This is a genomic window from Caballeronia arationis (genome assembly GCF_001544975.2).
Taxonomy (GTDB): domain Bacteria; phylum Pseudomonadota; class Gammaproteobacteria; order Burkholderiales; family Burkholderiaceae; genus Caballeronia; species Caballeronia arationis.
This window is the reverse complement of record NZ_FCOG02000006.1, coordinates 35,101-59,446: the sequence shown is the minus strand read 5'-3', so window position 1 is coordinate 59,446 and position 24,346 is coordinate 35,101. Positions and strand designations below refer to the sequence as shown.

Genomic DNA, 24,346 nt, shown 5'->3' with positions numbered 1-24,346 from the left:
CTTATATGCGTTGGGCTTACCAGTTCCACAGCGTGCCGTCTTCCAGCCGCGCGACCGGCAGATACGCCGGGTCGTACGGATAGCGCGCGGCGGCTTCCTCGTCGATATCGACGCCATGGCCCGGCGCCTCGCCCGGATGCATCATGCCGCGATCGAACGTCCACGCATGCGGGAAGACGTCGAGCGCTTCTTTCGGAAAGCCCATGTATTCCTGCACGCCGAAGTTCGGCACCCACAGGTCGAAGTGCAGCGCCGCGCCCATGCACACCGGCGACAGGTCCGAAGGCCCGTGACACCCCGTGCGCACCTGATAGAGCGAAGCGAAATCCGCGATGCGTTTCAGGTGCGTGATGCCGCCCGCATGCGTGAGCGTCGCGCGGATGTAGTCGATCAACTGCTCTTCGATCAGCTGCTTGCAGTCCCATATGCTGTTGAACACTTCGCCGACTGCGATCGGCGTCACTGTGTGCTCGCGGATCAGGCGGAAGCCGGCCTGATTTTCGGCGGGCGTCGGGTCTTCCATCCAGAAGAGGCGATACGGCTCGACCGATTTGCCGAGCCGCGCCGCTTCGATCGGCGTCAGGCGGTGGTGAACGTCGTGCAGCAGATGCGAATCGAAACCGAATTTGTCACGCACGGCTTCGAAGAGCTTCGGCACGAAGTCGAGATACTTCTCCGACGACCAGCTCTGCTCTTCCACCGCGCCTTTCGTCGCCGGCTCGTACATGCCGCTGCCCTTCGAGACGCCGTACACCGAGCGCATGTTCGGCACGCCGCACTGGATGCGGATCGCCTTGTAGCCTTGTTCGAGGTGCTCTTCGTAGCGGTCGAGCGCTTCGGGGATGTCGCGGCCCGTCGCGTGTCCGTAGACCATCACGCCTTCGCGCGACGCCCCGCCGAGCAGCCGGTACAGCGGCAGGTTCGCCACCTTGCCGAGAATGTCCCAGAGCGCCATGTCAACGGCGGCGATGGCGGTCATCGTCACCGGGCCGCGGCGCCAGTACGCGCCCTTGTAGAGAAACTGCCAGATGTCCTCGATGCGTCCCGGATCGCGCCCGATCAACAGCGGACACACGTGATCCTTCAGGTACGAAGCGACCGCGAGTTCGCGGCCGTTGAGCGTGGCGTCGCCGATACCGTAGACGCCCTCGTCCGTCACCACTTTGAGTGTGACGAAGTTGCGGCCGGGACAGGTGACGATCACATCGGCGCGGACGATTTTCATGGGGATTTCCTTGAGTGGCATTCGTTGGAACCGATGCTACCATACAAGTATATTCAATCGTCAACAGCGGGTTTTCCCGCCCCTCGGACAGACAAATGAACGCAAAATCAACGCTTTGCCGTGAGACGCTCGCTTCCATCGAGCCGCATCTGCTTTCGCCCGAATGGCGTGAACCGCGCGTCGGGATCGTGCATCTGGGGATCGGCAACTTTCATCGCGCGCACGAAGCGGTCTATACGGAAGAGGCGATGCTGGCGGCTGGCGGCGACTGGGGCATCTGCGGCGTGACGCTGCAAGGCGATGTCGCCAAGCGCGACGCGCTGATGGCGCAGGACGGTTTGTATAGCGTGATCGAACGCGGGCCGGACGGCGTGCGCGTGACGGTGGTTCGCGCGCTGAAGGAAGTGCTCGCGATGCCGTACGACCGCACGCGCCTCTTCGCGCTCCTCGCCGACGAGAACGTGCGCATCGTCTCGCTGACGGTCACCGAGAAGGGCTATTGCCGCGATACGAAGACCGGCGACGTGGACCGCGATCATCCGGGAATCGCGCACGATCTGACGCATCCGCAAGAGCCGTCGACGGTTCCGGGCATCCTGAGCGCAGCGCTGGCACTCAGGCGCGAGGCGGGCACGCCGCCGTTCACCGTGCTTTCCTGCGACAACCTCTCGCACAACGGCGCAGCTTTGAAGCAGGCGGTCGTATCGTTCGCGCGGGCCCGCGACGCCGCGCTCGCCGACTGGATCGACACGCAAGTCGCGTTTCCATCGACGATGGTCGACCGCATCGTGCCCTCGACCACCGATGCCGACCGCGAAGCCGCGTCGCACGCATTGAATATGGAAGACGCCGCGCCGGGTCCTTGCGAACCGTTTCGCCAGTGGGTGATCGAAGATCGCTTTCCGGCAGGCCGCCCCGCGTGGGAAAAGGCGGGCGCGCAACTCGTCGACGACGTGATGCCGTTCGAAATCGCCAAGCTGCGCATGCTCAACGGCACGCATTCGACGCTCGCGTATCTCTCGATGCTCGCGGGTTTCGCCACCATCGATGAGGCGATCGCGCATGCGCCGTTGAAGAAGCTGATCCACGCGATGATGACGCAGGAAATCGCGCCGACGCTCGACGTGCCGCCTTCCTTCGATGTCCTCGCGTACCGCGACGCCCTGCTCGCGCGCTATGCCAACGCGGCGCTCAAGCACCGCACGGCGCAGATCGCGATGGACGGCAGCCAGAAGATTCCGCCGCGCCTGCTCGCGACGATCGAAGCGCGCCTGAACGCGGGTCAATCGATCGAACGCCTCGCGTTGGCGGTCGCCGCGTGGCTCGTGTTCCTGCGCGGCCACGCCGACGACGGCACGCGCTACGAAATCAGCGATCCTATGGCCGCGCGCCTGACGGCGAACGTCCCCGACGAGCCGGAGCAACTGGTCGAAACTATGCTCGCGATCAAGGAAGTCTTTCCGCCCGAACTCGCCCGCCGCGACGATTTCCGGCGTCCGCTTCACGCGGCAATCGTCCGCTTGCAAGGCGGCGCGCGCGCGGCGATCGAACATTACGCCGCGCTTGCATGACGAGCGCAGGCGCGTCGCAACCCGGCGTCAAAACGCCGCGTGCTGCGAACGTCGCTCGAGGATTGCCTCTAAACCTGCGCCATCGGGGCTTTCACTAACTCCGCAACTATTTTGGGATGTTAATCTGCTGCGGATTCTGACAGGACACGATCCTCGGAATAGCAACCGTGCGGTGCAACTCGCGCCGCCGACCCGGAAACGAGACCTGCCGGGATGTAACGACCACCCTCTGGAGTTTAAAACAGTGAAAAAACTGCTTGCCGCCCTGACGATGTCCCTCATCGCAGTCACGTCGCTTACCGCCGTCACCGCCGCACAAGCCAAGGATTATTCGACGATCCGCTTCGGCGTCGACGCAAGTTATCCCCCGTTCGAATCGAAGGGTCCGGACGGCAAGCTGGTCGGCTTCGACATCGATCTCGGCAACGAAATCTGCGCCCGCCTGAAGGCGAAGTGCGTGTGGGTCGAGAACGACTTCGACGGCATGATCCCGGCACTGAAGGCGAAGAAGTTCGACGGCGTGCTCTCGTCGATGTCGATGACCCCGCAACGCGCCGAACAGATCGCGTTCTCCAGCAAGCTCTTCAACACCCCGACGCGCCTCGTCGCGAAGAAGGGCAGCAACATCAAGCCGACGCCTGAAAGCCTCGCCGGCAAGACGGTGGGCGTCGAGCAGGGCACGATCCAGGAAACCTACGCGAAGACCTACTGGGCCGCGAAGGGCGTGACGGTCACGCCGTACCAGAACCAGGACCAGGTCTACGCCGACCTGATCGCTGGCCGCCTCGACGCAGCGCTGCAGGACGCGGTGCAGGCCGAAATCGGCTTCCTGAAGACGCCGCGCGGCGCGGGTTTCGACTTCGCAGGCGCGAACATCGACGATCCGAAGACGCTCGGCAACGGCGCCGGCATCGGCCTGCGCAAGGAAGACACCGACCTGAAGAAGAGCATCGACAAGGCGATCGCCGACATCATCAAGGACGGCACGTACAAGAAGATCGAGAAGAAGTACTTCGACTTCGACGTGTACGGCGGCTAAAGCCGACGCCGCCCAAGGCGGCTGAAGCTTCACTGGAACGGGCTCCGCGCTTCGCGCGGAGCCCGTTTTGCTTGGGGCGCGGCGCCTTTCGGGCTTGTCCGCGGCTTTTTCAGCTAAGATCGAACGGCTGAAGCGCGCGGCCGGCCCGAGACACCGGCGCAATGCGCCTTCCACACCTTGCAACCATCCAAAGCGCGACCGTGCATGCGTCGCGCGCAGAAAACCATGCAGACCAGAACCCATCAGCTGATTTCGCCGACGCTCGGCACTGCCCGCTCCATCACGAGCTTCCACTACGGTCCCGGCGACGGTCAGAAAATCTACATCCAGTCGTCGCTGCACGCGGACGAACTGCCCGGCATGCTCGTCGCGTGGCGGCTGCGCCGTCAGCTTGCCGAATTCGAAGCCGCGGGCAAGCTGCGCGGCGAAGTGGTCATCGTGCCGGTGCCGAACCCGATCGGACTGAACCAGTTGCTGCACGGGCAACTGCTCGGCCGCTTCGAGGCGAATAGCGGCCACAACTTCAACCGCAATTTCCACGATCTCGCTGCGCTCGTCGCGCCGCGTATCGAAGCGCGCCTGACCGGCGACATCGACGCGAACAAGCGTGCCGTGCGTGCCGCGATGCGTGAAGCGCTCGACGAGCAGACGCCCGCCACCGAACTCGAATCGCAACGCCTCGCGCTGCAAAAACTCTCCTTCGACGCCGACGTCGTGCTCGACCTGCACTGCGATCTCGACGCCGCGCTGCATCTCTACACGAATCCGGACATCTGGGAAGAAGTCGAGCCGCTCGCGCGCTACCTCGATTCGAAGGCGCAACTGCTCGCGCTGAATTCGGTCGGCAATCCGTTCGACGAAATCCACAGCTTCTGCTGGTCCGACTTGCGCACGCGCTTCGGCGAACGCCATCCGATTCCGAATGGCGGCATTTCCGTGACCGTCGAATTGCGCAGCCAGCACGATGTCTCGTACGACTTCGCCAACGCCGACGCGCAGGGCATCGTCAATTTCCTGATTCATCGCGGCGTGATCGACGCGCCGGCCGCGCCCATGCCACCGCTAGCCTTTCCGGCGACGCCGCTCGCGGGCGCCGAACCGATCGTGGCTCCCGTGTCGGGCATCATCGTGTTCCGCGCGAAGGTCGGCGCTTTCATCGAAGCGGGCGAAGCGATCGCGGACGTCGTCGATCCGCTCACCGATACCGTCACCACGCTCAACTGCACGACGTCCGGCGTAATGTACGCGCGACACATCACGCGTTTTGCGACCGCTGGCCTCGAAATCGCGCGCATCGCGGGGCCGAAGGCGTTCCGCACGGGCTCGCTGCTGTCGGCGTGAGCGCGTCTACGCGGTAATTGCATAGCGAAGACGCCCCGGCATAGCATGGCCCGAGCCATGTGTGCCGCAAAGGAGCGTCCGATTGACACCGTCCGACTATGACGTCGCCATCGTCGGTGGCGGACTGGCCGGAGCGACGCTTGCGCGTTCGCTCGCCGGCAGCGGCATGCGCACGCTCGTCGTCGAGCGCGCGCACGCTTTCAAGGATCGCGTGCGCGGCGAAGGCCTGTTGCCGTGGGGCCGCGTCGAGGCCGCAAAGCTCGGCATCGAGCCGCTGCTCGACAGCGCCGGTGCGATCGAAGTGCGCTACTGGAAACGCTATCTGGGCGGCGCGCCGCGCGACTGCCGCGATCTGGTCGCGACCACGCCGGGCCGCCAAGGCTGTCTCGACTTCTATCATCCCGACATGCAGCGCGCACTGCTGGACGCAGCCGAGTCGGCTGGCGCGCACGTACGGCGCGGCGTCGAGGTCACGGCGATCGAGTCCGGCAGTCCCCCGTTCATCCGGATTCACACCGCCCACGGCGACGAGCGCGTGAAGGCGCGGCTCGTCGTCGGCGCCGATGGACGAAGTTCGAAGGTGCGCAGCACGGCGGGATTCACGGTGCGCCGCGACGAACACGCGCTGATGATCGCGGGCGTGCTGCACGAAGGCGTGCAGGTGCCGGACGACACCGTGCACTACGTGCAGAAGCCTTCCGAGGCGCGCGCGGCGCTCGTCTTTCCGCTCGGCCAGGGGCGCTTTCGGTCCTACTTCGTGTATTCGTCGGCGAATGCGCCGCGCACGATGAGCGGCAACGGTCATGCCGGCGACTTCGTGACGTCGTGCATCGAAGCGGGCGCGCCGCCCGAGTGGTTCGAAGAAGCCGAAGCCATCGGGCCGCTCGCGGCGTATCCGGGCGCGGATATGTGGGTCGACCATCCGTATCGCGAAGGCGTCGTGCTGATCGGCGATGCCGCCGCGGCCAGCAATCCCGCGTGGGGCTGCGGCCTCGCGCTCACGCTGCGCGATACGCGCGTGCTGCGCGATCGCCTCCTGCTATCCGCCGACTGGGACGCGGCCGCCCACGCCTACGCAAGCGAGCACGATGCGTACTACGGCGCGCTGCACCGCCTGCACGGCTGGATGACGCAGCTGATGTACGAAACCGGCCCGGCCGCCGATGCGCGCCGGGCCCGCGTCTTCCCGCGCCTCGCCGCCGACCCGACGCGCGCGCCGGACCTCCAGGGCCTCGGTCCCGAATCGCCGAGCGACGAGGCCGCGCGCCGGCGTTTTCTCGCCGAAGACGCGGATCAAGGCCGATAAAAGCGCCGCTCAGAACGGCACGAGCCCGCAGTGCGCCGCCACGACGCGCCATGCGCCGCCCGTCTCGCACCACGTGCGCGTATAACGCAGGCTGCCGGCGAACGGCGCGCCGCCGAACGACCCGCGCAACGCCACGCGCGTGACCGTCACCGCGCACTTCTCGTAGACGCGAACCGTCTGCTCTTCCACATCCAGTTGCTCGATACGCTGAAGTCCGTAGCGATGGCCGTTCAGGTCGTCGGTCTTGGTCCACACCTTGCCCGTTGCATCGACGAAGCTCAGGTCGTCGGCGAGCAGCGCGTCGAGTGCGTCGGCATCGGAGGACAGCATCGCCTTCTGCAGGCGCCCTTCCAGTTCGCGGATTCCGTTTTCGTCCATCTTTGTCCCCTGTCCTTGCAAACGTTCGAGCCGCGAGGATAACCCGAAGCCCGTTCGCAAGCCCGCTGTCGCATCCGCGAGACATGCAAGCGCGTCGAAAGCGTTGTCACATTCCTTTCTTGAGCGTCCGCTACATTCCGCCCGTCGCCGCCACGGGCCAAAGAGTCCGACGCGCCGCCGACGACATCAACCACATTGCGAACCATCGCTCATCGGAGAAAGTTTTGAACAAGAATTTGCTGGCGACCGCCGCGCTCGCCTCCTTCGCCGCCTTCGCATCGACCGCGCACGCGCAAAGCAACGTGACGCTGTACGGCATCATCGACGCGGGTATCAGCTACGTGAACAACAGCGCGACGCGCACCGGCAGCGACCATCTCTTCAAGTACGACGACGGCGTTGCGCAAGGCAGCCGCTGGGGCCTGCGCGGCACGGAAGACCTGGGCGGCGGCCTGAAGGCGATCTTCGTCCTGGAGAACGGCTTCAACAGCGGCAACGGCACGCTCGGCCAGGGCGGCGCGATGTTCGGGCGCCAGGCGTATGTGGGTCTCGCGAAGAATGACGCGGGGTCGCTCACGTTCGGCCGCCAGTATTCGTTCTCGACCGACTATCTCGGCGCGAACTACTCGATTGGCGGGCAGACCGTTGCCGGCAACTACGCATACCACATTAACGACGTCGACCAGCTCACGTCGAGCCGCATCAACAACGCGGTGAAGTTCAGCAGCGCGAGTTTCTACGGCGTGACGTTCGGCGGCATGTACGGCTTCTCGAACCAGGCGGGCGCGTTCGCCGGCTCGCCGACCACGACGACCGGCGGCGTGACGACGCAGGGTTCGTCGCGTGCTTACAGCTTCGGCCTGAACTACAAGCTCGGCTCGTTCGGCATCGGCGCAGCCTACACCGACATCCGCTTCCCCGGCTCCTCCACGCCGGCGTTCAGCACGGCGATGGCGAACGTCGCGACGGGCGGCAACAAGGACCTGAGCACGTTCGGCATCGGCGCGAACTATGCGTTCGGCGGCGCGACGGTGTTCGGCCTCTGGACCAACACGCGCTTCGAATCGACCACGGGCGCGACGTCCAAGCTGAATGCGTATGAAGCAGGCGGCAAGTACGCGTTCACGCCGGCGCTGACGGGCGGCCTCGGCTACACGTACATGAAGCTGACGGACGCAGCCGACGGCAAGTGGCAGCAGGTCGATGCGAGCGTCGACTACGCGCTCAGCAAGCGCACCGATGTCTATCTGCTCGGCATCTACCAGCATGCGTCGGGTTCGAACAATGGCGTCGACGTCCAGGCGCAGATCGGTTCGAGCACCAGCTACTTCGGCACCTCGGGCACCGGTTCGAACAACCAGGTTGCCGTGCGGATCGGCATGCGCCACAAGTTCTAAGGCGCGCGCTGTCGCCTCCGAAGCGGGCCGCACGGTATCGTGCGGCCCGTCTTTTTTGTGCGCTAATGCAGGTTCGCGATCGGGATCAGGAATTCGGAGATGCCGGTCAGCATGATCTGCACGCCGACGCACAGGAGCAGGAACGACGAAATCCGCATCGCCACCTTGGTGCCTTCGATGCCGAGATAGCGCGCAAACCGCGCCGAGTGGCTGAGCGTCATATAGACCGCGAGCGCGATCAGCGCCGATATTGCGATCGACGCCACCGCCGACACCAGAAACTCCGAGAGCTTGTGCGTCCGGTTCGCGTTGAGCGCGATGGCGGTCGCGATGGAACCCGGCCCGGTCGTGAGCGGAATGGTCAGCGGAAAGAATGCCTTCGACATCGCGTTGTCGGCGTCGACGTTGCGCGCTGTCGCCTCCTTGGTGCGCACGTCGGGCGCGTTGAGCATCTGCCAGCCGCTCACCGCGACCGCGAGCCCGCCGCCGATGCGCAGCGCCTCCAGCGAAATGCCGAACAGATGCAGGATCGGCGTGCCGAGAAAGAACGCGACGAGCAGCACGCACGCCGAATTGACCGCCACCTTCTTCGCGAGCGCGTCGCGCTCGTCGCCCGCGAGCCCCTCCGTGCGGTCGAGAAACACGAATGCAACCCCGAGCGGGTTGATGATGCTGATCAATCCGGTGAAGCCGAACAGGATGTCGGAGATCAGACTGCCTATCATGAGGCTCCTCGCTATATGCTGGTGCGACGGTACTTCCAATCAATACACCATCGGCGACGGTTTGGGCACGCGCCATGCATGCGTGAAGAGATCATAGGGGGTTCCCGTCGATACCCGCAAACGGCATCAACAAGGAGGCAGGCATGGTCAAGACCGCGTTGTTCGTCCGGCTCGAAGCGAAGCCGGGCAAGGAGCAGGAAGTCGAAAGCTTCCTGATGGGCGGATTGCCGCTCGTCGAGCAGGAACCCGCGACGGTCGCGTGGTTCGGGCTGAAAATCGCGCCGTCGGTGTACGGCATCTTCGATGCGTTCCCCGACGACGCCGGACGCCAGGAGCATCTCTCGGGCAAAGTAGCCGAGGCGCTGATGGCGAAGGCGCCCGATCTCTTCGCCAAACCGCCGGAAATCATGAACATCGATGTACTCGCGGCGAAGCTGCCGTCGTAGCCGCGTCGGGTTCGGGTGCGAGACTTGCTGGCGTCGCAACGCATGAACACCCTGCCCGTCGAAAAAACTGCGGAAAGCCTGCGCGGCTTCGTGCGCGTACGAGGCGCGCGAGAACACAACCTCAAGAACGTCGATGTCGATATTCCGCGCGACGCGCTCGTCGTGTTTACCGGCGTGTCCGGCTCGGGGAAGTCGTCGCTCGCGTTCGGCACGCTCTACGCGGAGGCGCAGCGGCGCTATTTCGAGTCGGTCGCGCCTTACGCGCGGCGGCTGATCGAGCAGGTCGGCGTGCCCGAGGTCGATGCGATCGAAGGGCTGCCGCCCGCCGTCGCGCTTCAGCAGCAGCGCGGCACGCCGAGCACGCGCTCCTCGGTCGGCAGCGTAACGACGCTTTCCAGCCTCGTGCGCATGCTCTATTCGCGCACCGGCCACTATCCGCCGAAGCAGCCGATGCTCTACGCCGAGGACTTTTCGCCGAACACGGTTCAGGGCGCCTGCCCGACCTGCCACGGGCTCGGGCGCATCTACGAGGTCACCGAGAAATCGATGGTGCCCGACGATTCGCTGACCATCCGCGAGCGGGCGATCGCCGCGTGGCCGCCCGCGTGGCATGGCCAGAACCTGCGCGACATCCTGGTGACGCTCGGCTACGACGTCGACACACCGTGGCGCGACCTGCCGAAGAAGGATCGCGACTGGATTCTCTTCACCGACGAAACGCCGACGGTTCCGGTCTACGCCGGGCTCACGCCCGGGGAAACGCGCGTCGCGCTGAAACGCAAGCTGGAGCCGAGCTATCAGGGCACGTTCACCGGCGCGCGCCGCTACGTGCTGCACACGTTCGCGAACACGCAGAGCGCGCTGATGAAAAAGCGCGTGTCGCAATACATGGTCGGCAGCGTTTGCCCGACGTGCGACGGCAAGCGGTTAAAGCGCGAGGCGTTGTCGGTGACGTTCGCGGGGCTCGACATCGCCGAATTCTCGCAGATGCCGCTCGCGCGCGTCGCCGAGCTGCTCGCGCCGATCGCGCGCGGCGAAGTGCCCGCGCACGCCGTCGCGAACGATGACGCGATCCTCAGCCGCCACGCGATGCGCGAGGCGACCGAGCGTCGCGTCGCGGCGGGCGGCTCGGCGCACAAGGCCTCGCCCGATGTGCGGCGCACGCCGAACATGTCCGACGAGAAGCGCGTCGCGGCTCAGCGCATCGCGGAGGAACTGCTCGAACGCCTCACGACGCTCACCGATCTCGGCCTCGGCTATCTCGCGCTCGATCGCGCGACGCCGACGCTTTCGTCGGGCGAACTGCAGCGCCTGCGGCTCGCGACGCAACTGTCGTCGCAACTGTTCGGCGTCGTGTACGTGCTCGACGAGCCATCCGCCGGCCTGCATCCCGCTGACGGCGAAGCGCTGTTCGCGGCGCTGGAACGCCTGAAGGCGGCGGGCAATTCGCTCTTCGTCGTCGAGCACGATCTCAACATGATGCGGCGCGCCGACTGGCTCGTCGACGTCGGGCCGGCCGCGGGCGAGCACGGCGGACACGTCGTCTACAGCGGGCCGCCGCCGGGGCTTGCGAAGGTGGAGGCGTCGGAGACGCGCAAGCATCTCTTCGCTACGCACAAGCGCGGGACGCATGCGCCGCGCGAGCCTTCCGGCTGGCTGCGGCTCTCGAAGATCACGCGCAACAACCTGCACGAACTCGACGCCGCGTTTCCGCTCGGCTGCTTCACGACCGTGACGGGCGTCTCGGGTTCGGGCAAGTCGAGCCTCGTGAGCCAGGCGCTGCCGGAACTCGTCGCGGGTCATCTCGGGCGCGCCATCGCACCGGATCCCGACGACGAACTCGACCCGCTCCTCGCCGGCGAGACGCAGCCGACAGACGGCGACATCGTCGAAGGCATGACGTCGATCCGGCGGCTCGTGCGGGTCGACCAGAAGCCGATCGGCCGCACGCCGCGGTCGAACCTCGCGACCTACACCGGCCTTTTCGACCACGTGCGCAAGCTGTTCGCCGACACGCCTGCCGCGCGCAAGCGCCGCTACGACGCGGGCCGTTTCTCGTTCAACGTCGCGAAGGGGCGCTGCCCGACCTGCGAGGGCGAAGGCTTCGTCAGCGTCGAACTGCTGTTCCTGCCGATGGTGTACGCGCCTTGCTCGACCTGCCACGGCACGCGCTACAACGCAGAGACGCTCGAAATCGAATGGGGCGGCAGGAATATCGCGCAAGTGCTCGGGATGACGGTCGATACTGCCTGCGAATTCTTCGTCGCCGAACCGCAGGTGATGCGCGCGCTGAAGGTACTCCAGGACATCGGGCTCGGTTATTTGCGGCTCGGCCAGCCCGCGACGGAACTCTCCGGCGGCGAGGCGCAGCGCATCAAGCTCGCAACCGAGCTGCAGCGCGCGCAACGCGGCGATTCGCTCTATATCCTCGACGAGCCGACCACAGGCCTGCATCCCGCCGACGTCGACCGGCTGATGACGCAACTGCAGGGACTGGTCAATGCTGGCAACACGGTGATCGTGGTGGAACACGACATGCGCGTCGCGGCGAACAGCGACTGGGTGCTCGACATCGGCCCCGGCGCCGGCGACGAAGGCGGCACGATGGTGGCTTGCGGCACGCCGCGCGAAGTCGCGAAGGTCGCAGCGAGCCTCACGGCGAAGTATTTGAAAGAGCGTCTGTAAACGCAAAAACAGCGGCCGAAGCCGCTGTTTTCTCTCAACCCGCTTATTCCGCCGTTTCCAGCATCGGATAGTCGGTATAGCCTTCCGGGCCCGGCGCGTAGAACGTCGACGCGTCCGGCGCGTTAAGCGACGCGTCCACTTCGAAGCGGCGCACGAGGTCCGGATTCGCGATGAACGGCTGGCCCCAGGCGACTGCATCGGCGTCGCCGCGCTCGATGACGGCCTGCGCGCTTTCCTTCGTGAACTTCTCGTTCGCGATGTACACGCCGCCGAATGCCTTCTTCAGTTGCGGTCCGAGGCTATCCGCGGCTTCATGCTCCCGCGCCGCGATAAACGCGATCTTGCGCTTGCCCAGCTCGCGCGCTACGTAGCCGAAGGTCGCCGCACGGTCGCTGTCGCCCATCGTGTGCGAATCCGCGCGCGGCGCGAGATGCACGCCTACACGGTCCGCACCCCACACGTCGATACACGCGTCCGTCACTTCGAGCAGCAGGCGCGCACGATTTTCGATCGAGCCGCCGTAGATGTCGGTACGCTTGTTCGTGCTGTCCTGCAGGAACTGGTCGAGCAGATAGCCATTTGCGCCATGCACTTCGACGCCGTCGAAGCCGGCGCGCTTCGCGTTTTCCGCACCCTTGCGATAGGCCGCGACGATGCCGGGGATTTCGTCGAGTTCGAGTGCGCGCGGCGTCACGTACTCGCGCTTCGGACGCACGAGGCTCACATGACCGCCCGCAGCGATGGCGCTAGGCGCCACCGGCAGTTCGCCGTCGAGAAAGACCGGGTCCGAAACGCGGCCGACGTGCCACAACTGCATGAAGATCTTGCCGCCCGCTTCGTGCACGGCCTTCGTCACGAGCTTCCAGCCTTCGACCTGCTCGTCGGACCAGATGCCCGGCGTATCCGCGTATCCGACGCCCTGCGGCGTGACCGACGTCGCTTCGCTCAGGATCAGGCCGGCCGCGGCGCGGTCGGCGTAATACTTGGCCATCAGCGCGTTCGGCACGCGTTCGACGCCCGCGCGCTGACGCGTGAGCGGAGCCATGATGATGCGGTTGCGCAGCGTAAGCGCGCCTACTTTGAGCGGGTCAAAAAGAGTTGGCATGAATAGTGATCCTTAATGAATTTGAAAGGACTCGGAAGGCTTCGACGACTTTCAGCGCCTGCACGAACTTCCTACAGACCCTTGTTGATGTGATCGAGGAACGCCTGGATCACGGCCTCGTCGCGTTTGAAAAAGACCCACTGGCCGATCCGCTTCGAGGTCACGAGCCCCGCCTTGTGCAGCGTGGCGAGATGCGCTGAAACGGTCGATTGGGACATTGCACAGCGCTCGTCGATCTGACCCGCGCACACGCCATTCGCCAGCGGCAGTTCCTGCCGGCTGAAATACACCTCCGGCTCCTTCAGCCAGGCGAGAATCTCCCGCCGGACCGGATTGGCCAGGGCTTTGTGAATCGCGTCGATGTCCATGTGATTGCCGATGGGGCTTTAAGAATCGTCTTGAGTCGAACTATATATCGATAAACTCCGATATGCAAGATTTGGCACTATTCTCAGCAAGGGTATTCCCGGACTTCGGTCGCGTGATGGCCGTTTGGCAGAGTTTCGCCGGGACGCTTGTCGCAGGTATAAAGAGCCAACGGATTTGTCGCAGACCTGGGTGCATTTTGGGGCGCTTTTCCGAATCTCGCGGGTCACGACCAAGACCCCGTCGGGACACAAGACAGAGTTGTATGAAGATGAATTCAGGCGCTGAAAAGGCGCAGCAGTCCGAACGAATATCGCACCGAATCGCATGACCTGGAACGCCGCTCGATCGATGAAAACGAGACCCGAACAGCACGATGATCAGATCGTTTTTTTTCGCAACTTTGATAAGATGAGGAGTGTTGAATCGGAGAACGGGAATGGGAACGCTCCTCAGGATTATCCCTCGCGCCGGGGGCGCCTCGTTCGACGATCAGGGCAGGAGCAATCGAATATGGAACTGATAGAACGCGTATCGCATCTCGAGTCGGATCTCACGACAGTGAAAACCGATGTGGCCGTCTTGAAGACCGACGTATCGGTCTTGAAGGCAGACGTATCAGTTTTGAAGATCGATGTGTCTGTCTTGAAAACAGATGTATCCATCTTGAAGACCGATGTGGCCGACTTGAAGGTCGACATGGCCGTCGTAAAGTCCAACTACGCCACCAAGGCAGACGTGCTGGAAGCCAAGAACTCGGTCATCGTCTGGGTCGTTTCCGCTGTTTTCATCGCGCAACTGCTTCCCGGCTTTCTCAAGAAGTTCGGCCTTTGATGCACATGCAGTGATGCGCCGCCTCTGTTGCCAAGGTGACGCATCCTGGCTCGCCGCCCCGCTCCATCAATCCGCTTCCAGCACCGAAAGCACATTACCCGCCGGATCCTTGAACCACGCGATCACCGGTCCGCCGCTCGCGCGGCAAATGCCTCTGGCGTCGGTTTTCAGCGAGGGCTCGTCGTAGTGTTCGAATGCCACGCCGCGTTTCGTGAGCGTATCGACGGCATCGTCGACACTCTCCACAGGGAAATTGAGCACCGTGAACGTCGCCGGCGTGTGGTTCGGCTTCGGGTAAAGCAGCACATTGTTGCCGCCCGCGAGGCGCAGCGTCAGCAGTCCGTTCGATTCGGAAACCGCCAGCCCGAGCGTCTCGCCGTAGAAGGCCTGTGCCTTCGCGATGTCGTTCACCGAATAGCCGCTGAAGGCGCGGCTGGTTTTAAGAAGGTCGTGTTGCATCGTTTCTCTCCTGCAAAAAAAGTTTCCCCCACGAAGGCGCAATTCCGCGCTCAAGCCGGGCCGCCCCAGCCGCTCAGATCCCTGACCGGCCGCACTTCCACGCAGCCGAGGCGCGCCGGCGGAATGTTCGATGCCACGCGAATCGCGTCGTCCAGATCCTTCGCCTCGATCAGTATGAAACCGCCAAGCTGCTCCTTGGTCTCGGCAAACGGGCCATCCGTCACGGAAACACGGCCGTCCCGGGGGCGCAGCGACTTCGCGGTCTGAGCCGGCTGCAGCGCATTCGAGGTGACGTAATGGCCGCTTTCGCGCATCGTTTCGTCGTAGGCGACCGACTCGCTGACGAGCGCATCGAATTCCGGCGGCGACAGCGCGTCGAGCTTGCGTTCGTCGTAATAGATCAGACAAAGGTATTTCATCGACGTCTCCAGGAATGGGCTCAATGGATCGTCGTTTGAGGAGCGCGCGAATCGACACGCCGCGCGAAAAAATTTCGGCTTTCACGTTCGACCGTCCGCCTGTGGCACCGGCGCAATACAAAAGCGGCGCCGCGTCTGGTAATCTGCGCGCTTCTTTCAGCCGCTTTTTCCCATTCGATGCAAACGGAACCTCCATTCAACGAACGTGGCGTCACGCTGTCGCGCGCCGGCCTCTCCGCGGCCGGTCAGATGTTTCCACTGCGCGATCTGCGTTCGGCGCGCGTCGTGCGCATTGCACGCAAGAAGCCTCTGCCGATCATCATGGCGGCGATCGGATTCGCGACGCTCGTCGCGGGCGCGATCACGGGCTCGGGGCCCGCGCTCGTGCTTGGTGTGATGATTGCCGTGGTCGGTTATCTGTCGTGGATCACGCAGGACGTCATCTATCAGTTGCTCGTGACGACGCCCGACGGCGAGCGCGAAGTGCTCATCACGAAGGACCAGGAATTCGCCGACCGCGTCGCCGGGCTCGTGCATCAAGCGATCGAGAAGCACGCACAGAACGCGGCTCCGTCAGCGAGCTGACGCGAAGGTTGCTTCGAGCGCCGTGAACCCGGGCGAGCCGTTCAGCCGCGTCTCGATATCATGCAAGCGAAGTGACCGAAGCGGTCGCCTTCGCCCTCACGTTCCCGCCCAAAGTCCGGGCGGCTCGCGCCGTCAGTCGTCAGCCGAGGTCGAGCGGCTCTACGTGCCAGATTTCCTTCGCGTACTCCCCGATCGTCCGGTCCGACGAGAAAATGCCCATCCCCGCAACGTTCTCGATCGCGCTTCTCGTCCACGCTTCCTTGTCGAGGAACTTCGCGTCGACTTCGGCCTGCGTTTTGTCGAAGCTGTCGAAATCGGCGAGCACCATATAGTGGTCGCCCCAGTCCACGAGCGTGTGGAAGATGTCGTAGAAGCGATGCGGCTCGTCAGGCGAAAAATGTCCGAGCCGGATCTGGTCGAGCGCAACCTTCAATTCCGGATTGCTCTCGTAGATCTGCCGCGGCCGATAACCCGCCGCACGCAACGACTCGATCTCGTCGGTCGAATGGCCGAACACGAACATGTTCTCGCGGCCGACAGCATCGCAGATTTCGATGTTCGCGCCATCCAGCGTGCCGATGGTCAGCGCCCCGTTCAGCGCGAGCTTCATGTTGCCGGTGCCAGACGCTTCCGTGCCGGCCATCGAGATCTGCTGCGACAGATCGGCTGCGGGAATGATGAGTTCCGCCACGCTCACGCCGTAGTTCGGAATGAAGCCCACCTTCAGCCGGTCGCCGATTAGCGGGTCCGCGTTGATCTTCTTCGCGACGTCGTTGATGAGCTTGATGATGTTCTTCGCCATCTTGTATGCGGACGCCGCCTTGCCCGCGAACATGACGACGCGCGGCGTCCAGTCGCGCTCCGGCTCCTCGCGGATGCGGTTGTAGCGCACGATCACATGCAGGATGTTGAGCAACTGCCGCTTGTATTCGTGGATGCGCTTGACCTGCAAATCGAAAAGCGCGTTCGGGTCGATGATCGAGCCGGTCTCGCGCTTCGCTCGCTCGACGAGTCGCAGCTTGTTCGCGAACTTCGCTTCGTGGAAGGCTTTGCGGAAATCGGGATCGTCGCGCCACTCGCGCAGGCGTCCGAGCTCGAACAGATCGGTGCGCCAGCGCGGCCCAAGCCGCTCGTCGATCAGCGACGACAGCGACGGACTCGCCTGCGCGAGCCAGCGGCGCGGCGTGATGCCGTTCGTCACGTTGGTGAAGCGCTCCGGATACATGCGCGCGAAGTCGGAGAAGATGTTCTGCGTCATCAACTGCGAGTGGAGCTTCGACACGCCGTTCACCTTATGGCTCGCGACAATCGCGAGATGCGCCATGCGCACACGGCGCTGGCCGTATTCGTCGACGAGCGAGATGCGGCGGATCAGATCGACGTCGCGGCCGAATTTCTCGGTGACCTGCTTGAGAAACTGCGCGTTGATATCGAAGATGATTTCCAGATGGCGCGGCAAGAGGCGCGCGAGCATCTCGACGTCCCACGTTTCGAGCGCCTCGGGCATCAGCGTGTGATTCGTGTACGAAAACATCTGTTGCACGAGCTTCCACGCCTTGTCCCACGGCACGCGATGTTTGTCGACCAGAAGCCGCATCAGTTCGGGGATCGCGAGCACCGGATGCGTATCGTTCAGGTGCACGGCGACTTTTTCCGCGAGGCGCCCGAAGTGCGAATGCGTGCGCTGGTAGCGGCGGATCAGGTCCTGCATGGTCGCCGAGACGAAGAAATATTCCTGGCGCAGTCGCAGCTCGCGGCCCGCCTGCGTGGAGTCGTCCGGATAGAGCAGGCGCGACACGTGTTCCGACGTGTTCTTCGCCTCCACCGCGCGCCGGTAGTCGCCCTGGTTGAACGCGGAGAGATCGAATTCGTCGGTTGCGCGCGCGGACCAGAGCCGCAGCGTGTTGGTCGCGGTGGTCGCGAAGCCGGGGATGACGGTGTCGTACGCCATCGCGTTCACGTGCTCGGTCTCGATCCACTCGGTGCGGTCGTCGTACTGCACCGTGCGGCCGCCGAAATGAACCAGATAGACCACTTCGGGACGCGGGAACTCCCACGGATTGCCTGCGCGCAGCCAGTAATCGGGCGTCTCGACCTGATTGCCGTCGACGATGGTCTGCCGGAACATGCCGTATTCGTAACGGATTCCGTAGCCGAAGCCCGGAATGCCGACTGTCGCCATCGAATCGAGGAAACACGCCGCCAGCCGCCCGAGCCCGCCGTTGCCGAGCGCCGCGTCCGGTTCGAGATCCTCCAGCGCGTTGATGTCGACGCCCAGGCCCGAGAGCGCGTCGCGCACCTCGTCGTGGATGCCGAGCGCAAGCAGCGCGTTAGTGAAGGTTCTGCCGATCAGGAACTCCATCGACAGATAATAGACGCGCTTGACGTCCTGTTCGTATTGCTGGCGCGTGGTGCGCATCCAGCGCGCGACGAGCCGGTCGCGCACCGCCAGTTCGACCGCATGCAGCCAGTCGCGCGGCTGCGCGGTCACTGCATCCTTGCCGACGCCGTACATCAGGCGGTTTGAAATGGAGCGCCGCAGCGCGTCGACAGTACTGTTGAGCTGGTCGAATTCCAGGTCGACGGATGTCATCGAAGCCTCCGGTTTTTTGCAGCGTATGCAACGGGGCAAGGCGCGTGCCGCGCATTCCCGAACGGAAGGCGGCGGTCCACGCCAGGCGCCCGTGGCATGGGTGAAGGTGCAGGTTACGCTATTTCTATTTTTTTTGGTATGACCGCACGATGGATGATTTTTCGACACAGCTCACGCGAAACGTGCTTGATTCTGTAACATTTTCAACGTAGGGCGAGCGGCGGAGGCTGCGTCGAACTGCTTCGTGATCCTGATGTTTGCACCCGAAAGAGGCATATCTTCTGCGCTTGCGTGCAGGCGCGCAACGACAACCCACGATGCAGTCAGCCGCGCCGGCGCGGCACGCGCGCGGCGATCAGCAGCAGCGCGGCAAGCGAGACGGCCAGCAGAATCAGCGCCAGCGCCGACGCCGGCAGGTAGTAGCCGCGATTCACCTGCCCGACCACGACGATCGGCACGGTCGCGAAACCCGGGGGATAGACGGTCAGCGTCGCGCCGAGTTCGCCGAGCGACAGCGCGAAGCCGAGCGCAAGGCTCGCTCGGATCGCCGGCACCAGTTGCGGCAGCACGACGCTCGCGAGCACCATGCGCGGCGGTGCGCCAAGGCTCGCAGCGGCTTCGCGCAGCACGGTCAGCTCGGGGCGCAGCGCGGCGGCCGCGCTCCGGTAGCAGAACGGCAGCACGAGCGCCAGTTGCACCAGCACGACTATCGCCGCCGATCCCGACAGATCGACCGGCTTCTTGTGATACGCGATCAGCACCGACAAGCCGAGCACGACGCTCGGCACGCCGTTGGGCATCATCGCGACGGCGTCGACGAGCGCGCCGAGGCCGCGCCGGTCGCGGCCTTCCAGCGCGAGCGCGAGCCACAGCCCGAGCAACGTGCCAAGCACCGATACGCCGAAACCGATTTGAAGGCTCGTCGTGAGCGCATCGAAGTCGCTCGATCCGAGGCGCTCGAACCAGCGCATGGACACGCCGTCCGGCAGGATCGTGCCCGACCAGTGCGACGCCACGCTCGACGCCGCCACCACGAGCACCGGCAACACGAAGAGCCAGAAGCACAGCAGCGCGACGAACCCCGTGAACACGGCGCCGAGCAATTTGCGCGGCTTCGAGGCGGCGAGCGCGAGCGGCTGTGGACTAGCGGCCATCGCGGCCTCCCGTGCGGCGATTCACCCGCCGATACAGCGCGTACAGCGACAGCGACATCGCGAGCATCACGACCGAGCCGGCTGCGGCCGTCGCGAGGTCGAGATCGACGGTGGCGGCGCTGTAGATCGCGATCGGCAGCGTGATCAGATGCGCGCTGCCGAGCACGAGCAGGATGCCGAATTCGTTGAGGGTCAGCAGGAAGCAGAGGATCGTGCCCGCCGCGATGCCCGGCCACGCAAGCGGCAGCACCACCTTGAACGCGACCTGCCAGCCGTTCGCGCCGAGGCTTTTCGCGGCCTCGACGAGCCGCATGTCGAGCGTCGCGTACGACGCGAGCGTCGGCCGGACAACGAACGGGGCGTAGAACACGACTTCCGCGAGAACCACCCCGCCGATGCCGAACAGGAAGTCGAGCGGCGGAGCGTCGAGATGAAAGATCCGCTGCAGGCCGATGCTCACCGATCCCTGCGATCCGTACAGAAAGATCAGCGTGAACGCGACCAGAATCGACGGGAACGCCACGAACAGTTCGAGAAAGCGCGTCAGCAGCTTCGTGCCGGGAAACGGGCGGAAGAACAGCATCGACGCGAGTGCGACGCCCAGCAGCGACGCAAGACCCGCGCTCGCGAACAAGATGCCGAGCGTCGTGCCGATCACGCCGCGCGTCTCCGGATTCGCGAAGAACGCTGTGTACGCGTGCAGGCTGAAGCCGCCGGGCGCGCTCACGCTCAGGATCACCAGCCGCGCGAGCGGATACGCGACGAGCGGCCCGAGAATCACGACCAGGATGAAGAGCAACTGCCACTGCGCGTAGCGCTCGCGGCGCCGGACTACGGACGCGTGCGCGGCGAACTGCGCTGCCAGACGCGGATCGGCTGCAACGTCGTCAGGGACGAACAAGGACGACATCGGCTGCCTCGTAGCGAAGGGAAACCCGCGCGCCCTTTTCGGGCATCGCGGCGTGATTGCGCTGCATCGTGACGAGAACATGCTCTTCGGGATATGCATCGAGCGCGACGGATACCGACAGCACCGCGCCGTACCACTCGACCGACGCGATTGTGCCGTGCAGTTGCCCCGCGCCCAGCGGGACGATCGCGAGCCGCTCGGGCCGCAAGCACGCGACGCGCTCGCGTTCGGCATGACGCGCGTCCCCGACCGGGAACACCACGCGCGGCGGCAGCAGATTCGCCGCACCAAGATAGCGCGCAACGAAACCATCGACGGGCGCGTCGTACAGTTCGCGCGGCGTGCCCAGTTGCGCGATGCGGCCATCGCGCATCAGGAGCGTGCGGTCGGAGAGGACGAGCGCGTCGTCCTGATCGTGTGTCACGCAGACGATCGTCAGGTTCGGCAGGCGCTCGTGCAGTGCCTTCAGTTCCGAGCGCACCGACGCGCGCAGGTTCGCATCGAGCGCGGAGAGCGGCTCGTCGAGCAGGAGCACGTCCGGCTCGATCACGAGCGCGCGCGCCAGCGCCACGCGCTGCTGCATGCCGCCCGACAGTTGCGCCGGCATCACGTGGCCGGCGTCGCCGAGCTGCACGAGCTTGAGCGCATCGGCGACGCGCCGCGCGATCTGGCCCGCCTTCAGGCGCCGCGCGCGCAGCCCGAACGCGACGTTCTCGAACACGGACAGATGCGGAAAAAGCGCGTAGCTCTGGAACAGCAGGCCCAGATTGCGCTGATGCGGCGCGACGTGCGTGAGATCGCGGCCCGCGACGGTCAGCGTGCCCGCGAGGCCGTCGGCGGCGACGAAGCCGGCGATGAAGCGCAGGAGCGTGGTCTTGCCGCAGCCGCTCTTGCCGAGCACGGTCAGCAGTTCGCCGCGCTGGATCGTGAGGGACAGGTCGTCGAGCACGGTGCGCGTGCCGAAGCGCACCGTCAGCCGGTCGATGTGCACGCCCAGAGCACCGTGCGTGCGGCTGGCCGCGCCGTCCTCGCGGGCGGCGGGCGCAAGAGCGAGCGTATTCACGACTTCGGCTTGACGACTTCGACCTGTTTGCCGGAATTGCCGATCACCTCGTTCTTCCAGCGCGCGGTCCAGCCCGCTTTCTTCTCCATGACCTGGTTCCAGTCGACCGGAATCAGCCTGACGCCCGCGATCGCGTGCTTGACGGTCTCGCCGTTCTTGCCGGCAAGCGGCACGTCGGTGCGGGCCGGGATGCCGTAGATGTCCGGCACCTTCGACTGCACGTCCGTCGACATCAGATAGTCGATCAGCTTCTTGCCCGCCGGCTGGTTCGGCCCGTTCTTGATGAGGCCGATGCCGTACGGCAACTGGAACGTGGTCGGCGCTTCGCCCGCCTTGTGCGAGAGAAACAGCGGCTTGATCGACAGACCGCCGTTGGCGGCGTCGTCGAGGTCCATCTGCAGGTCGCCGTTCGCAAACGCGATCTCGTTGCGCGAGAGCAGCACGTCGAGGTAGCCCGTGCCCTTCGTATGGAACTTCGCGCTCTGCTCCAGCCTCTTCAGGTAGTCGAACGCGTTGTCCTCGCCCATCAGCGCCGAGGTCAGGATGATCACGGCCATGCCGTCGCCGGCCGTCGCCGGGTTCGAATACGCGACCTTGCCGCTGTAGTCGCGATGCAGCAGGTCGGCGAAGGTCTTCGGCGCGGTCTTCGTGACTTCGGGATTGATCGCAAACGAGAAATAGTTGTTGACGAAGGTTGCCCACGCGCCGTCGGGCGCCTTCGCGATCGCGGGCACGTTCTTGTAGTTCACGCTCTGGTACGGCTCCAAGAGGCCCGACTGCGACGCCTGCTGGATGAACGGCGGCAGCGTGACGATCACGTCGGCTTTCGGCGAATCCTTTTCGACGGTTGCGCGGTTCACGACTTCCCCGCTGCCCGCCGTGACGATGTTGACCTTCACGCCCTCCTTCTTCTCGAACGCGGGCAGCACGTCCTTGTAGAGGTTCTCCAGGCCGTCGGCGGTATAAAGGACGACGGCGTCTGCGGCTTGAACGGGCATGGCGGCTGCCGACAGCGCAGTGACGGCGAGCGCCGGCAGCAGGCCGCGCGCGAAGGATTGGGTCCGGGTCATGGTCTCTCTGGTCGAAGCGGGGTCGATGAAAACGGGCACCGGCGTTGCGCCGGGTGCCGATCGACGGAAGCATCGCCGAACTTCGTGACATCGCCGTGACGTTCATCGGAACGCCGCGTCAACCCGCGCGCGTTCAACGCATTCTTTCCCGAGCGTGGCCAATCGGCGCGCGTTCGGTTGCTAGACTGGGTGCCTAACGTTCCGCTTCCAGAGAAGGCTTTCAGATGTATAAAAAAGGCGTCGTCATCGAGATCCAGTTTCCGCCCGAGCGCCTGAACGACGCAGCCGGCGACCCGTACTGGATCGACCTGACGCTCGACGAGGCGCGCAGGCTCCACGAACAGCTCGCCGCGCGCTTCGCCGGCGACGCGCGTGCGAACCAGCCGCTCGACACGTTCTCCATCGAGTGACGCGCGCGACGGCGTCAGAGCACCCGGCCCGTCAGTCCGCCGTATCCGCGTTGGCCGGGACTTTCGCCCGGACTGCGCCGCCCGGTGCGGGCGACCACGCCGGCCGCACCTTGCGCGCGGTATCGACGACGACCAGATAGCGCCCCGCCCACGGCGTCGCCTCGCGCTTGTTCTTCAGGATCCAGAGCGATTCGCCTTCGGCCGCGCGCGCTTCGTAATCGGCGTCGAGGATGCCGCGATGGTCGAGAAACACGTTCAGCGCCGCAGGAATCCGCACGCAGCCTTTCGAATGGCGGATGCCGAGCACCGGTTCGAGCTTGTCGGGATCGGTCGCGTGCATCTGGAAGCGCATTTGCGAGATGCCGCCCTTGCCCCAGCCGCGCTCGCCATCGGCCCAGCCGAAATCGTAGATGCGCATGTCGCGCGCGCCGTAGCCGCAGATGCCGAACTCGTTCTCCGTGCCCTCCGCGCGATAGTCCATGTTGAGCGGCGTGTGAGCGAAGACGCCGAGCGGCGTCAGGAAGTGGTCGTAGGTGCCCGGGCGGCCGGTCGAAACCGGCGTCGCGCCGATCATCGACCAGGCGTCGCCCGGTTTCGCGCGGAAGTAGATGAAGAGCGCCTGCGCGTTCTGGCTGCGATCGACGAGCACGACGTATTCGTTCGCCAGATCGCCGTGCCCGTTCGCGGCAAGCGTCTGTTGCAAGAGGCGCCCGTAAGCCTGCTGATCGGCGGCGGGCACGGCGAGCCGGCGCTTCACCTCATTCGCGAAGATCTGCCGCAGCGCGAACGCGCCGGCGGAGTCGAGCCCGGACTGCTGTGCGACGTTCGGCGCGGGCGGCGGCGGAATCTCGGCTTCGACCTCCGACGCGCCGGTCTCCTGCGGCGGCACCTCCGCACCGCTCGCGGGCGAGGACGAAACACCGGATCCTGGCGAGGGCGGCACGGGCATCGCGGGCAGCGGCCGGCTCTCTTCGCCTGGTTGCGGAAATTGCACCGGGCCGCCGGTCACCGGCGGCGGCGCGCCGGGCGTCGGGAGCAAGGGCGGCATTTCACGCTGTGGCTTCCCCACTGAGCCCGACGACACCGCGCCCGCTGCGTTCTGAGCGCTCTGACCGAACGCGGGCGTGGCCGTGACAACTATGGCGATAATCGCAAGGCAGACCGCCCCGCGCTTTGTGTCCTTCGAACCTGCCTGAAGCATCGAACTCCTGGGTGCCTTCCGTTGCGGTCGACCTGCCGCGCCTTGTCACGCGCGCCGCGCGGTC

23 protein-coding genes are annotated in these 24,346 nt (G+C 65.0%); 10 read left to right on the top strand and 13 right to left on the bottom strand.

The window, feature by feature from the left end; all coding sequences use genetic code 11:
• Positions 1 to 16 precede the first annotated feature (16 nt).
• Complete coding sequence (gene manD / locus AWB81_RS05305; protein ID WP_062632954.1) at positions 17 to 1,225, bottom strand: D-mannonate dehydratase ManD; 1,209 nt, start codon at positions 1,223 to 1,225, stop codon at positions 17 to 19.
• Between the two features lie 95 nt (positions 1,226 to 1,320).
• Between manD and AWB81_RS05300 the strand changes: the two genes are divergently transcribed.
• The 4 genes from AWB81_RS05300 to AWB81_RS05285 all read left to right on the top strand — a co-directional run bounded on the left by AWB81_RS05300 (position 1,321) and on the right by AWB81_RS05285 (position 6,482).
• Positions 1,321 to 2,796, top strand: coding sequence for a mannitol dehydrogenase family protein (locus tag AWB81_RS05300; RefSeq protein ID WP_062632952.1), 1,476 nt, complete (start codon positions 1,321 to 1,323; stop codon positions 2,794 to 2,796).
• 244 nt (positions 2,797 to 3,040) lie between these two features.
• Complete coding sequence (locus tag AWB81_RS05295; RefSeq protein WP_062632950.1) at positions 3,041 to 3,835, top strand: ABC transporter substrate-binding protein; 795 nt, start codon at positions 3,041 to 3,043, stop codon at positions 3,833 to 3,835.
• Positions 3,836 to 4,060: 225 nt separating this feature from the next.
• Positions 4,061 to 5,176 (top strand): succinylglutamate desuccinylase/aspartoacylase family protein, encoded by a 1,116-nt coding sequence (locus AWB81_RS05290; RefSeq protein ID WP_062633131.1) that lies wholly within the window; start codon positions 4,061 to 4,063, stop codon positions 5,174 to 5,176.
• Between the two features lie 82 nt (positions 5,177 to 5,258).
• Positions 5,259 to 6,482: an FAD-dependent oxidoreductase gene (locus AWB81_RS05285; protein ID WP_062632948.1), complete on the top strand. Its 1,224-nt coding sequence runs from the start codon at positions 5,259 to 5,261 to the stop codon at positions 6,480 to 6,482.
• Positions 6,483 to 6,491: 9 nt separating this feature from the next.
• On the opposite strand, the gene AWB81_RS05280 is transcribed toward AWB81_RS05285, so the two are convergent.
• Positions 6,492 to 6,860: a nuclear transport factor 2 family protein gene (locus tag AWB81_RS05280; RefSeq protein ID WP_062632947.1), complete on the bottom strand. Its 369-nt coding sequence runs from the start codon at positions 6,858 to 6,860 to the stop codon at positions 6,492 to 6,494.
• 224 nt (positions 6,861 to 7,084) lie between these two features.
• Here AWB81_RS05280 and AWB81_RS05275 point away from each other — a divergent pair, with 224 nt between their 5' ends.
• Positions 7,085 to 8,257 (top strand): porin, encoded by a 1,173-nt coding sequence (locus AWB81_RS05275; RefSeq protein ID WP_062633129.1) that lies wholly within the window; start codon positions 7,085 to 7,087, stop codon positions 8,255 to 8,257.
• Positions 8,258 to 8,319: 62 nt separating this feature from the next.
• Here AWB81_RS05275 and AWB81_RS05270 read toward each other — a convergent pair whose 3' ends face one another.
• Positions 8,320 to 8,982 carry a MarC family protein gene (locus tag AWB81_RS05270; protein ID WP_062632945.1) on the bottom strand — a complete coding sequence of 221 codons (663 nt, stop codon included), beginning with the start codon at positions 8,980 to 8,982 and terminating at the stop codon, positions 8,320 to 8,322.
• A gap of 143 nt (positions 8,983 to 9,125) precedes the next feature.
• On the opposite strand from AWB81_RS05270, the gene AWB81_RS05265 reads away from it, so the two are divergent.
• Positions 9,126 to 9,428 (top strand): putative quinol monooxygenase, encoded by a 303-nt coding sequence (locus tag AWB81_RS05265; protein WP_062632943.1) that lies wholly within the window; start codon positions 9,126 to 9,128, stop codon positions 9,426 to 9,428.
• A gap of 42 nt (positions 9,429 to 9,470) precedes the next feature.
• Positions 9,471 to 12,113, top strand: a complete 2,643-nt coding sequence (locus AWB81_RS05260) for an excinuclease ABC subunit UvrA (RefSeq protein WP_062632941.1) — start codon at positions 9,471 to 9,473, stop codon at positions 12,111 to 12,113.
• 43 nt (positions 12,114 to 12,156) lie between these two features.
• Here the strand turns inward: AWB81_RS05260 and AWB81_RS05255 are convergent, their stop codons facing one another.
• Together AWB81_RS05255 and AWB81_RS05250 are read right to left on the bottom strand one after the other, a co-directional pair.
• Positions 12,157 to 13,218 carry an alkene reductase gene (locus AWB81_RS05255; protein ID WP_062632939.1) on the bottom strand — a complete coding sequence of 354 codons (1,062 nt, stop codon included), beginning with the start codon at positions 13,216 to 13,218 and terminating at the stop codon, positions 12,157 to 12,159.
• A 71-nt stretch (positions 13,219 to 13,289) separates the two neighbouring features.
• Entirely contained in the window at positions 13,290 to 13,586 is a 297-nt protein-coding gene (locus AWB81_RS05250) for an ArsR/SmtB family transcription factor (protein ID WP_062632937.1), read from the bottom strand.
• A gap of 511 nt (positions 13,587 to 14,097) precedes the next feature.
• Here AWB81_RS05250 and AWB81_RS05245 point away from each other — a divergent pair.
• Positions 14,098 to 14,418, top strand: a complete 321-nt coding sequence (locus AWB81_RS05245; RefSeq protein ID WP_062632935.1) for a hypothetical protein — start codon at positions 14,098 to 14,100, stop codon at positions 14,416 to 14,418.
• 66 nt (positions 14,419 to 14,484) lie between these two features.
• Here AWB81_RS05245 and AWB81_RS05240 read toward each other — a convergent pair whose 3' ends face one another.
• Complete coding sequence (locus tag AWB81_RS05240) at positions 14,485 to 14,877, bottom strand: VOC family protein (RefSeq protein WP_062632933.1); 393 nt, start codon at positions 14,875 to 14,877, stop codon at positions 14,485 to 14,487.
• Positions 14,878 to 14,927: 50 nt separating this feature from the next.
• Complete coding sequence (locus AWB81_RS05235) at positions 14,928 to 15,296, bottom strand: YciI family protein (RefSeq protein WP_062632931.1); 369 nt, start codon at positions 15,294 to 15,296, stop codon at positions 14,928 to 14,930.
• 177 nt (positions 15,297 to 15,473) lie between these two features.
• Between AWB81_RS05235 and AWB81_RS05230 the strand changes: the two genes are divergently transcribed.
• Positions 15,474 to 15,881, top strand: coding sequence for a DUF6232 family protein (locus AWB81_RS05230; RefSeq protein ID WP_062632929.1), 408 nt, complete (start codon positions 15,474 to 15,476; stop codon positions 15,879 to 15,881).
• A 139-nt stretch (positions 15,882 to 16,020) separates the two neighbouring features.
• Here AWB81_RS05230 and AWB81_RS05225 read toward each other — a convergent pair whose 3' ends face one another.
• The 5 genes from AWB81_RS05225 to phnS all read right to left on the bottom strand — a co-directional run bounded on the left by AWB81_RS05225 (position 16,021) and on the right by phnS (position 22,671).
• Positions 16,021 to 18,474 carry a glycogen/starch/alpha-glucan phosphorylase gene (locus AWB81_RS05225; RefSeq protein ID WP_062632927.1) on the bottom strand — a complete coding sequence of 818 codons (2,454 nt, stop codon included), beginning with the start codon at positions 18,472 to 18,474 and terminating at the stop codon, positions 16,021 to 16,023.
• A gap of 323 nt (positions 18,475 to 18,797) precedes the next feature.
• Positions 18,798 to 19,628: a 2-aminoethylphosphonate ABC transport system, membrane component PhnV gene (gene phnV, locus AWB81_RS05220; protein ID WP_062632925.1), complete on the bottom strand. Its 831-nt coding sequence runs from the start codon at positions 19,626 to 19,628 to the stop codon at positions 18,798 to 18,800.
• Complete coding sequence (gene phnU / locus AWB81_RS05215) at positions 19,618 to 20,538, bottom strand: 2-aminoethylphosphonate ABC transporter permease subunit (RefSeq protein WP_062632923.1); 921 nt, start codon at positions 20,536 to 20,538, stop codon at positions 19,618 to 19,620. The genes phnV and phnU overlap by 11 nt, the downstream gene beginning before the upstream one ends.
• Positions 20,516 to 21,601, bottom strand: a complete 1,086-nt coding sequence (gene phnT, locus AWB81_RS05210) for a 2-aminoethylphosphonate ABC transport system ATP-binding subunit PhnT (RefSeq protein ID WP_062632921.1) — start codon at positions 21,599 to 21,601, stop codon at positions 20,516 to 20,518. The genes phnU and phnT overlap by 23 nt, the downstream gene beginning before the upstream one ends.
• The gene (gene phnS / locus AWB81_RS05205; protein WP_062632919.1) at positions 21,598 to 22,671 is read right to left on the bottom strand and encodes a 2-aminoethylphosphonate ABC transporter substrate-binding protein; all 1,074 of its coding nucleotides are present in this window, start codon (positions 22,669 to 22,671) and stop codon (positions 21,598 to 21,600) included. The genes phnT and phnS overlap by 4 nt, the downstream gene beginning before the upstream one ends.
• 224 nt (positions 22,672 to 22,895) lie before the next feature.
• On the opposite strand from phnS, the gene AWB81_RS05200 reads away from it, so the two are divergent.
• The gene (locus AWB81_RS05200; RefSeq protein WP_062632917.1) at positions 22,896 to 23,081 is read left to right on the top strand and encodes a hypothetical protein; all 186 of its coding nucleotides are present in this window, start codon (positions 22,896 to 22,898) and stop codon (positions 23,079 to 23,081) included.
• A 31-nt stretch (positions 23,082 to 23,112) separates the two neighbouring features.
• On the opposite strand, the gene AWB81_RS05195 is transcribed toward AWB81_RS05200, so the two are convergent.
• Positions 23,113 to 24,282, bottom strand: a complete 1,170-nt coding sequence (locus tag AWB81_RS05195) for a L,D-transpeptidase (RefSeq protein WP_062632915.1) — start codon at positions 24,280 to 24,282, stop codon at positions 23,113 to 23,115.
• Positions 24,283 to 24,346 lie beyond the last annotated feature (64 nt).

What these genes read in the sequence shown, in the direction of transcription:
- phnS (WP_062632919.1), bottom strand. Translation starts at nt 22,671, where the DNA reads ATGACCCGGACCCAATCCTTCGCGCGCGGCCTGCTGCCGGCGCTCGCC.
- phnV (WP_062632925.1), bottom strand. Translation starts at nt 19,628, where the DNA reads ATGGCCGCTAGTCCACAGCCGCTCGCGCTCGCCGCCTCGAAGCCGCGC.
- AWB81_RS05250 (WP_062632937.1), bottom strand. Translation starts at nt 13,586, where the DNA reads ATGGACATCGACGCGATTCACAAAGCCCTGGCCAATCCGGTCCGGCGG.
- phnU (WP_062632923.1), bottom strand. Translation starts at nt 20,538, where the DNA reads ATGTCGTCCTTGTTCGTCCCTGACGACGTTGCAGCCGATCCGCGTCTG.
- AWB81_RS05260 (WP_062632941.1), top strand. Translation starts at nt 9,471, where the DNA reads ATGAACACCCTGCCCGTCGAAAAAACTGCGGAAAGCCTGCGCGGCTTC.
- AWB81_RS05200 (WP_062632917.1), top strand. Translation starts at nt 22,896, where the DNA reads ATGTATAAAAAAGGCGTCGTCATCGAGATCCAGTTTCCGCCCGAGCGC.
- AWB81_RS05230 (WP_062632929.1), top strand. Translation starts at nt 15,474, where the DNA reads ATGCAAACGGAACCTCCATTCAACGAACGTGGCGTCACGCTGTCGCGC.
- AWB81_RS05225 (WP_062632927.1), bottom strand. Translation starts at nt 18,474, where the DNA reads ATGACATCCGTCGACCTGGAATTCGACCAGCTCAACAGTACTGTCGAC.
- AWB81_RS05240 (WP_062632933.1), bottom strand. Translation starts at nt 14,877, where the DNA reads ATGCAACACGACCTTCTTAAAACCAGCCGCGCCTTCAGCGGCTATTCG.
- AWB81_RS05235 (WP_062632931.1), bottom strand. Translation starts at nt 15,296, where the DNA reads ATGAAATACCTTTGTCTGATCTATTACGACGAACGCAAGCTCGACGCG.
- AWB81_RS05265 (WP_062632943.1), top strand. Translation starts at nt 9,126, where the DNA reads ATGGTCAAGACCGCGTTGTTCGTCCGGCTCGAAGCGAAGCCGGGCAAG.
- AWB81_RS05270 (WP_062632945.1), bottom strand. Translation starts at nt 8,982, where the DNA reads ATGATAGGCAGTCTGATCTCCGACATCCTGTTCGGCTTCACCGGATTG.
- AWB81_RS05195 (WP_062632915.1), bottom strand. Translation starts at nt 24,282, where the DNA reads ATGCTTCAGGCAGGTTCGAAGGACACAAAGCGCGGGGCGGTCTGCCTT.
- AWB81_RS05255 (WP_062632939.1), bottom strand. Translation starts at nt 13,218, where the DNA reads ATGCCAACTCTTTTTGACCCGCTCAAAGTAGGCGCGCTTACGCTGCGC.
- manD (WP_062632954.1), bottom strand. Translation starts at nt 1,225, where the DNA reads ATGAAAATCGTCCGCGCCGATGTGATCGTCACCTGTCCCGGCCGCAAC.
- AWB81_RS05245 (WP_062632935.1), top strand. Translation starts at nt 14,098, where the DNA reads ATGGAACTGATAGAACGCGTATCGCATCTCGAGTCGGATCTCACGACA.
- AWB81_RS05280 (WP_062632947.1), bottom strand. Translation starts at nt 6,860, where the DNA reads ATGGACGAAAACGGAATCCGCGAACTGGAAGGGCGCCTGCAGAAGGCG.
- AWB81_RS05300 (WP_062632952.1), top strand. Translation starts at nt 1,321, where the DNA reads ATGAACGCAAAATCAACGCTTTGCCGTGAGACGCTCGCTTCCATCGAG.
- AWB81_RS05290 (WP_062633131.1), top strand. Translation starts at nt 4,061, where the DNA reads ATGCAGACCAGAACCCATCAGCTGATTTCGCCGACGCTCGGCACTGCC.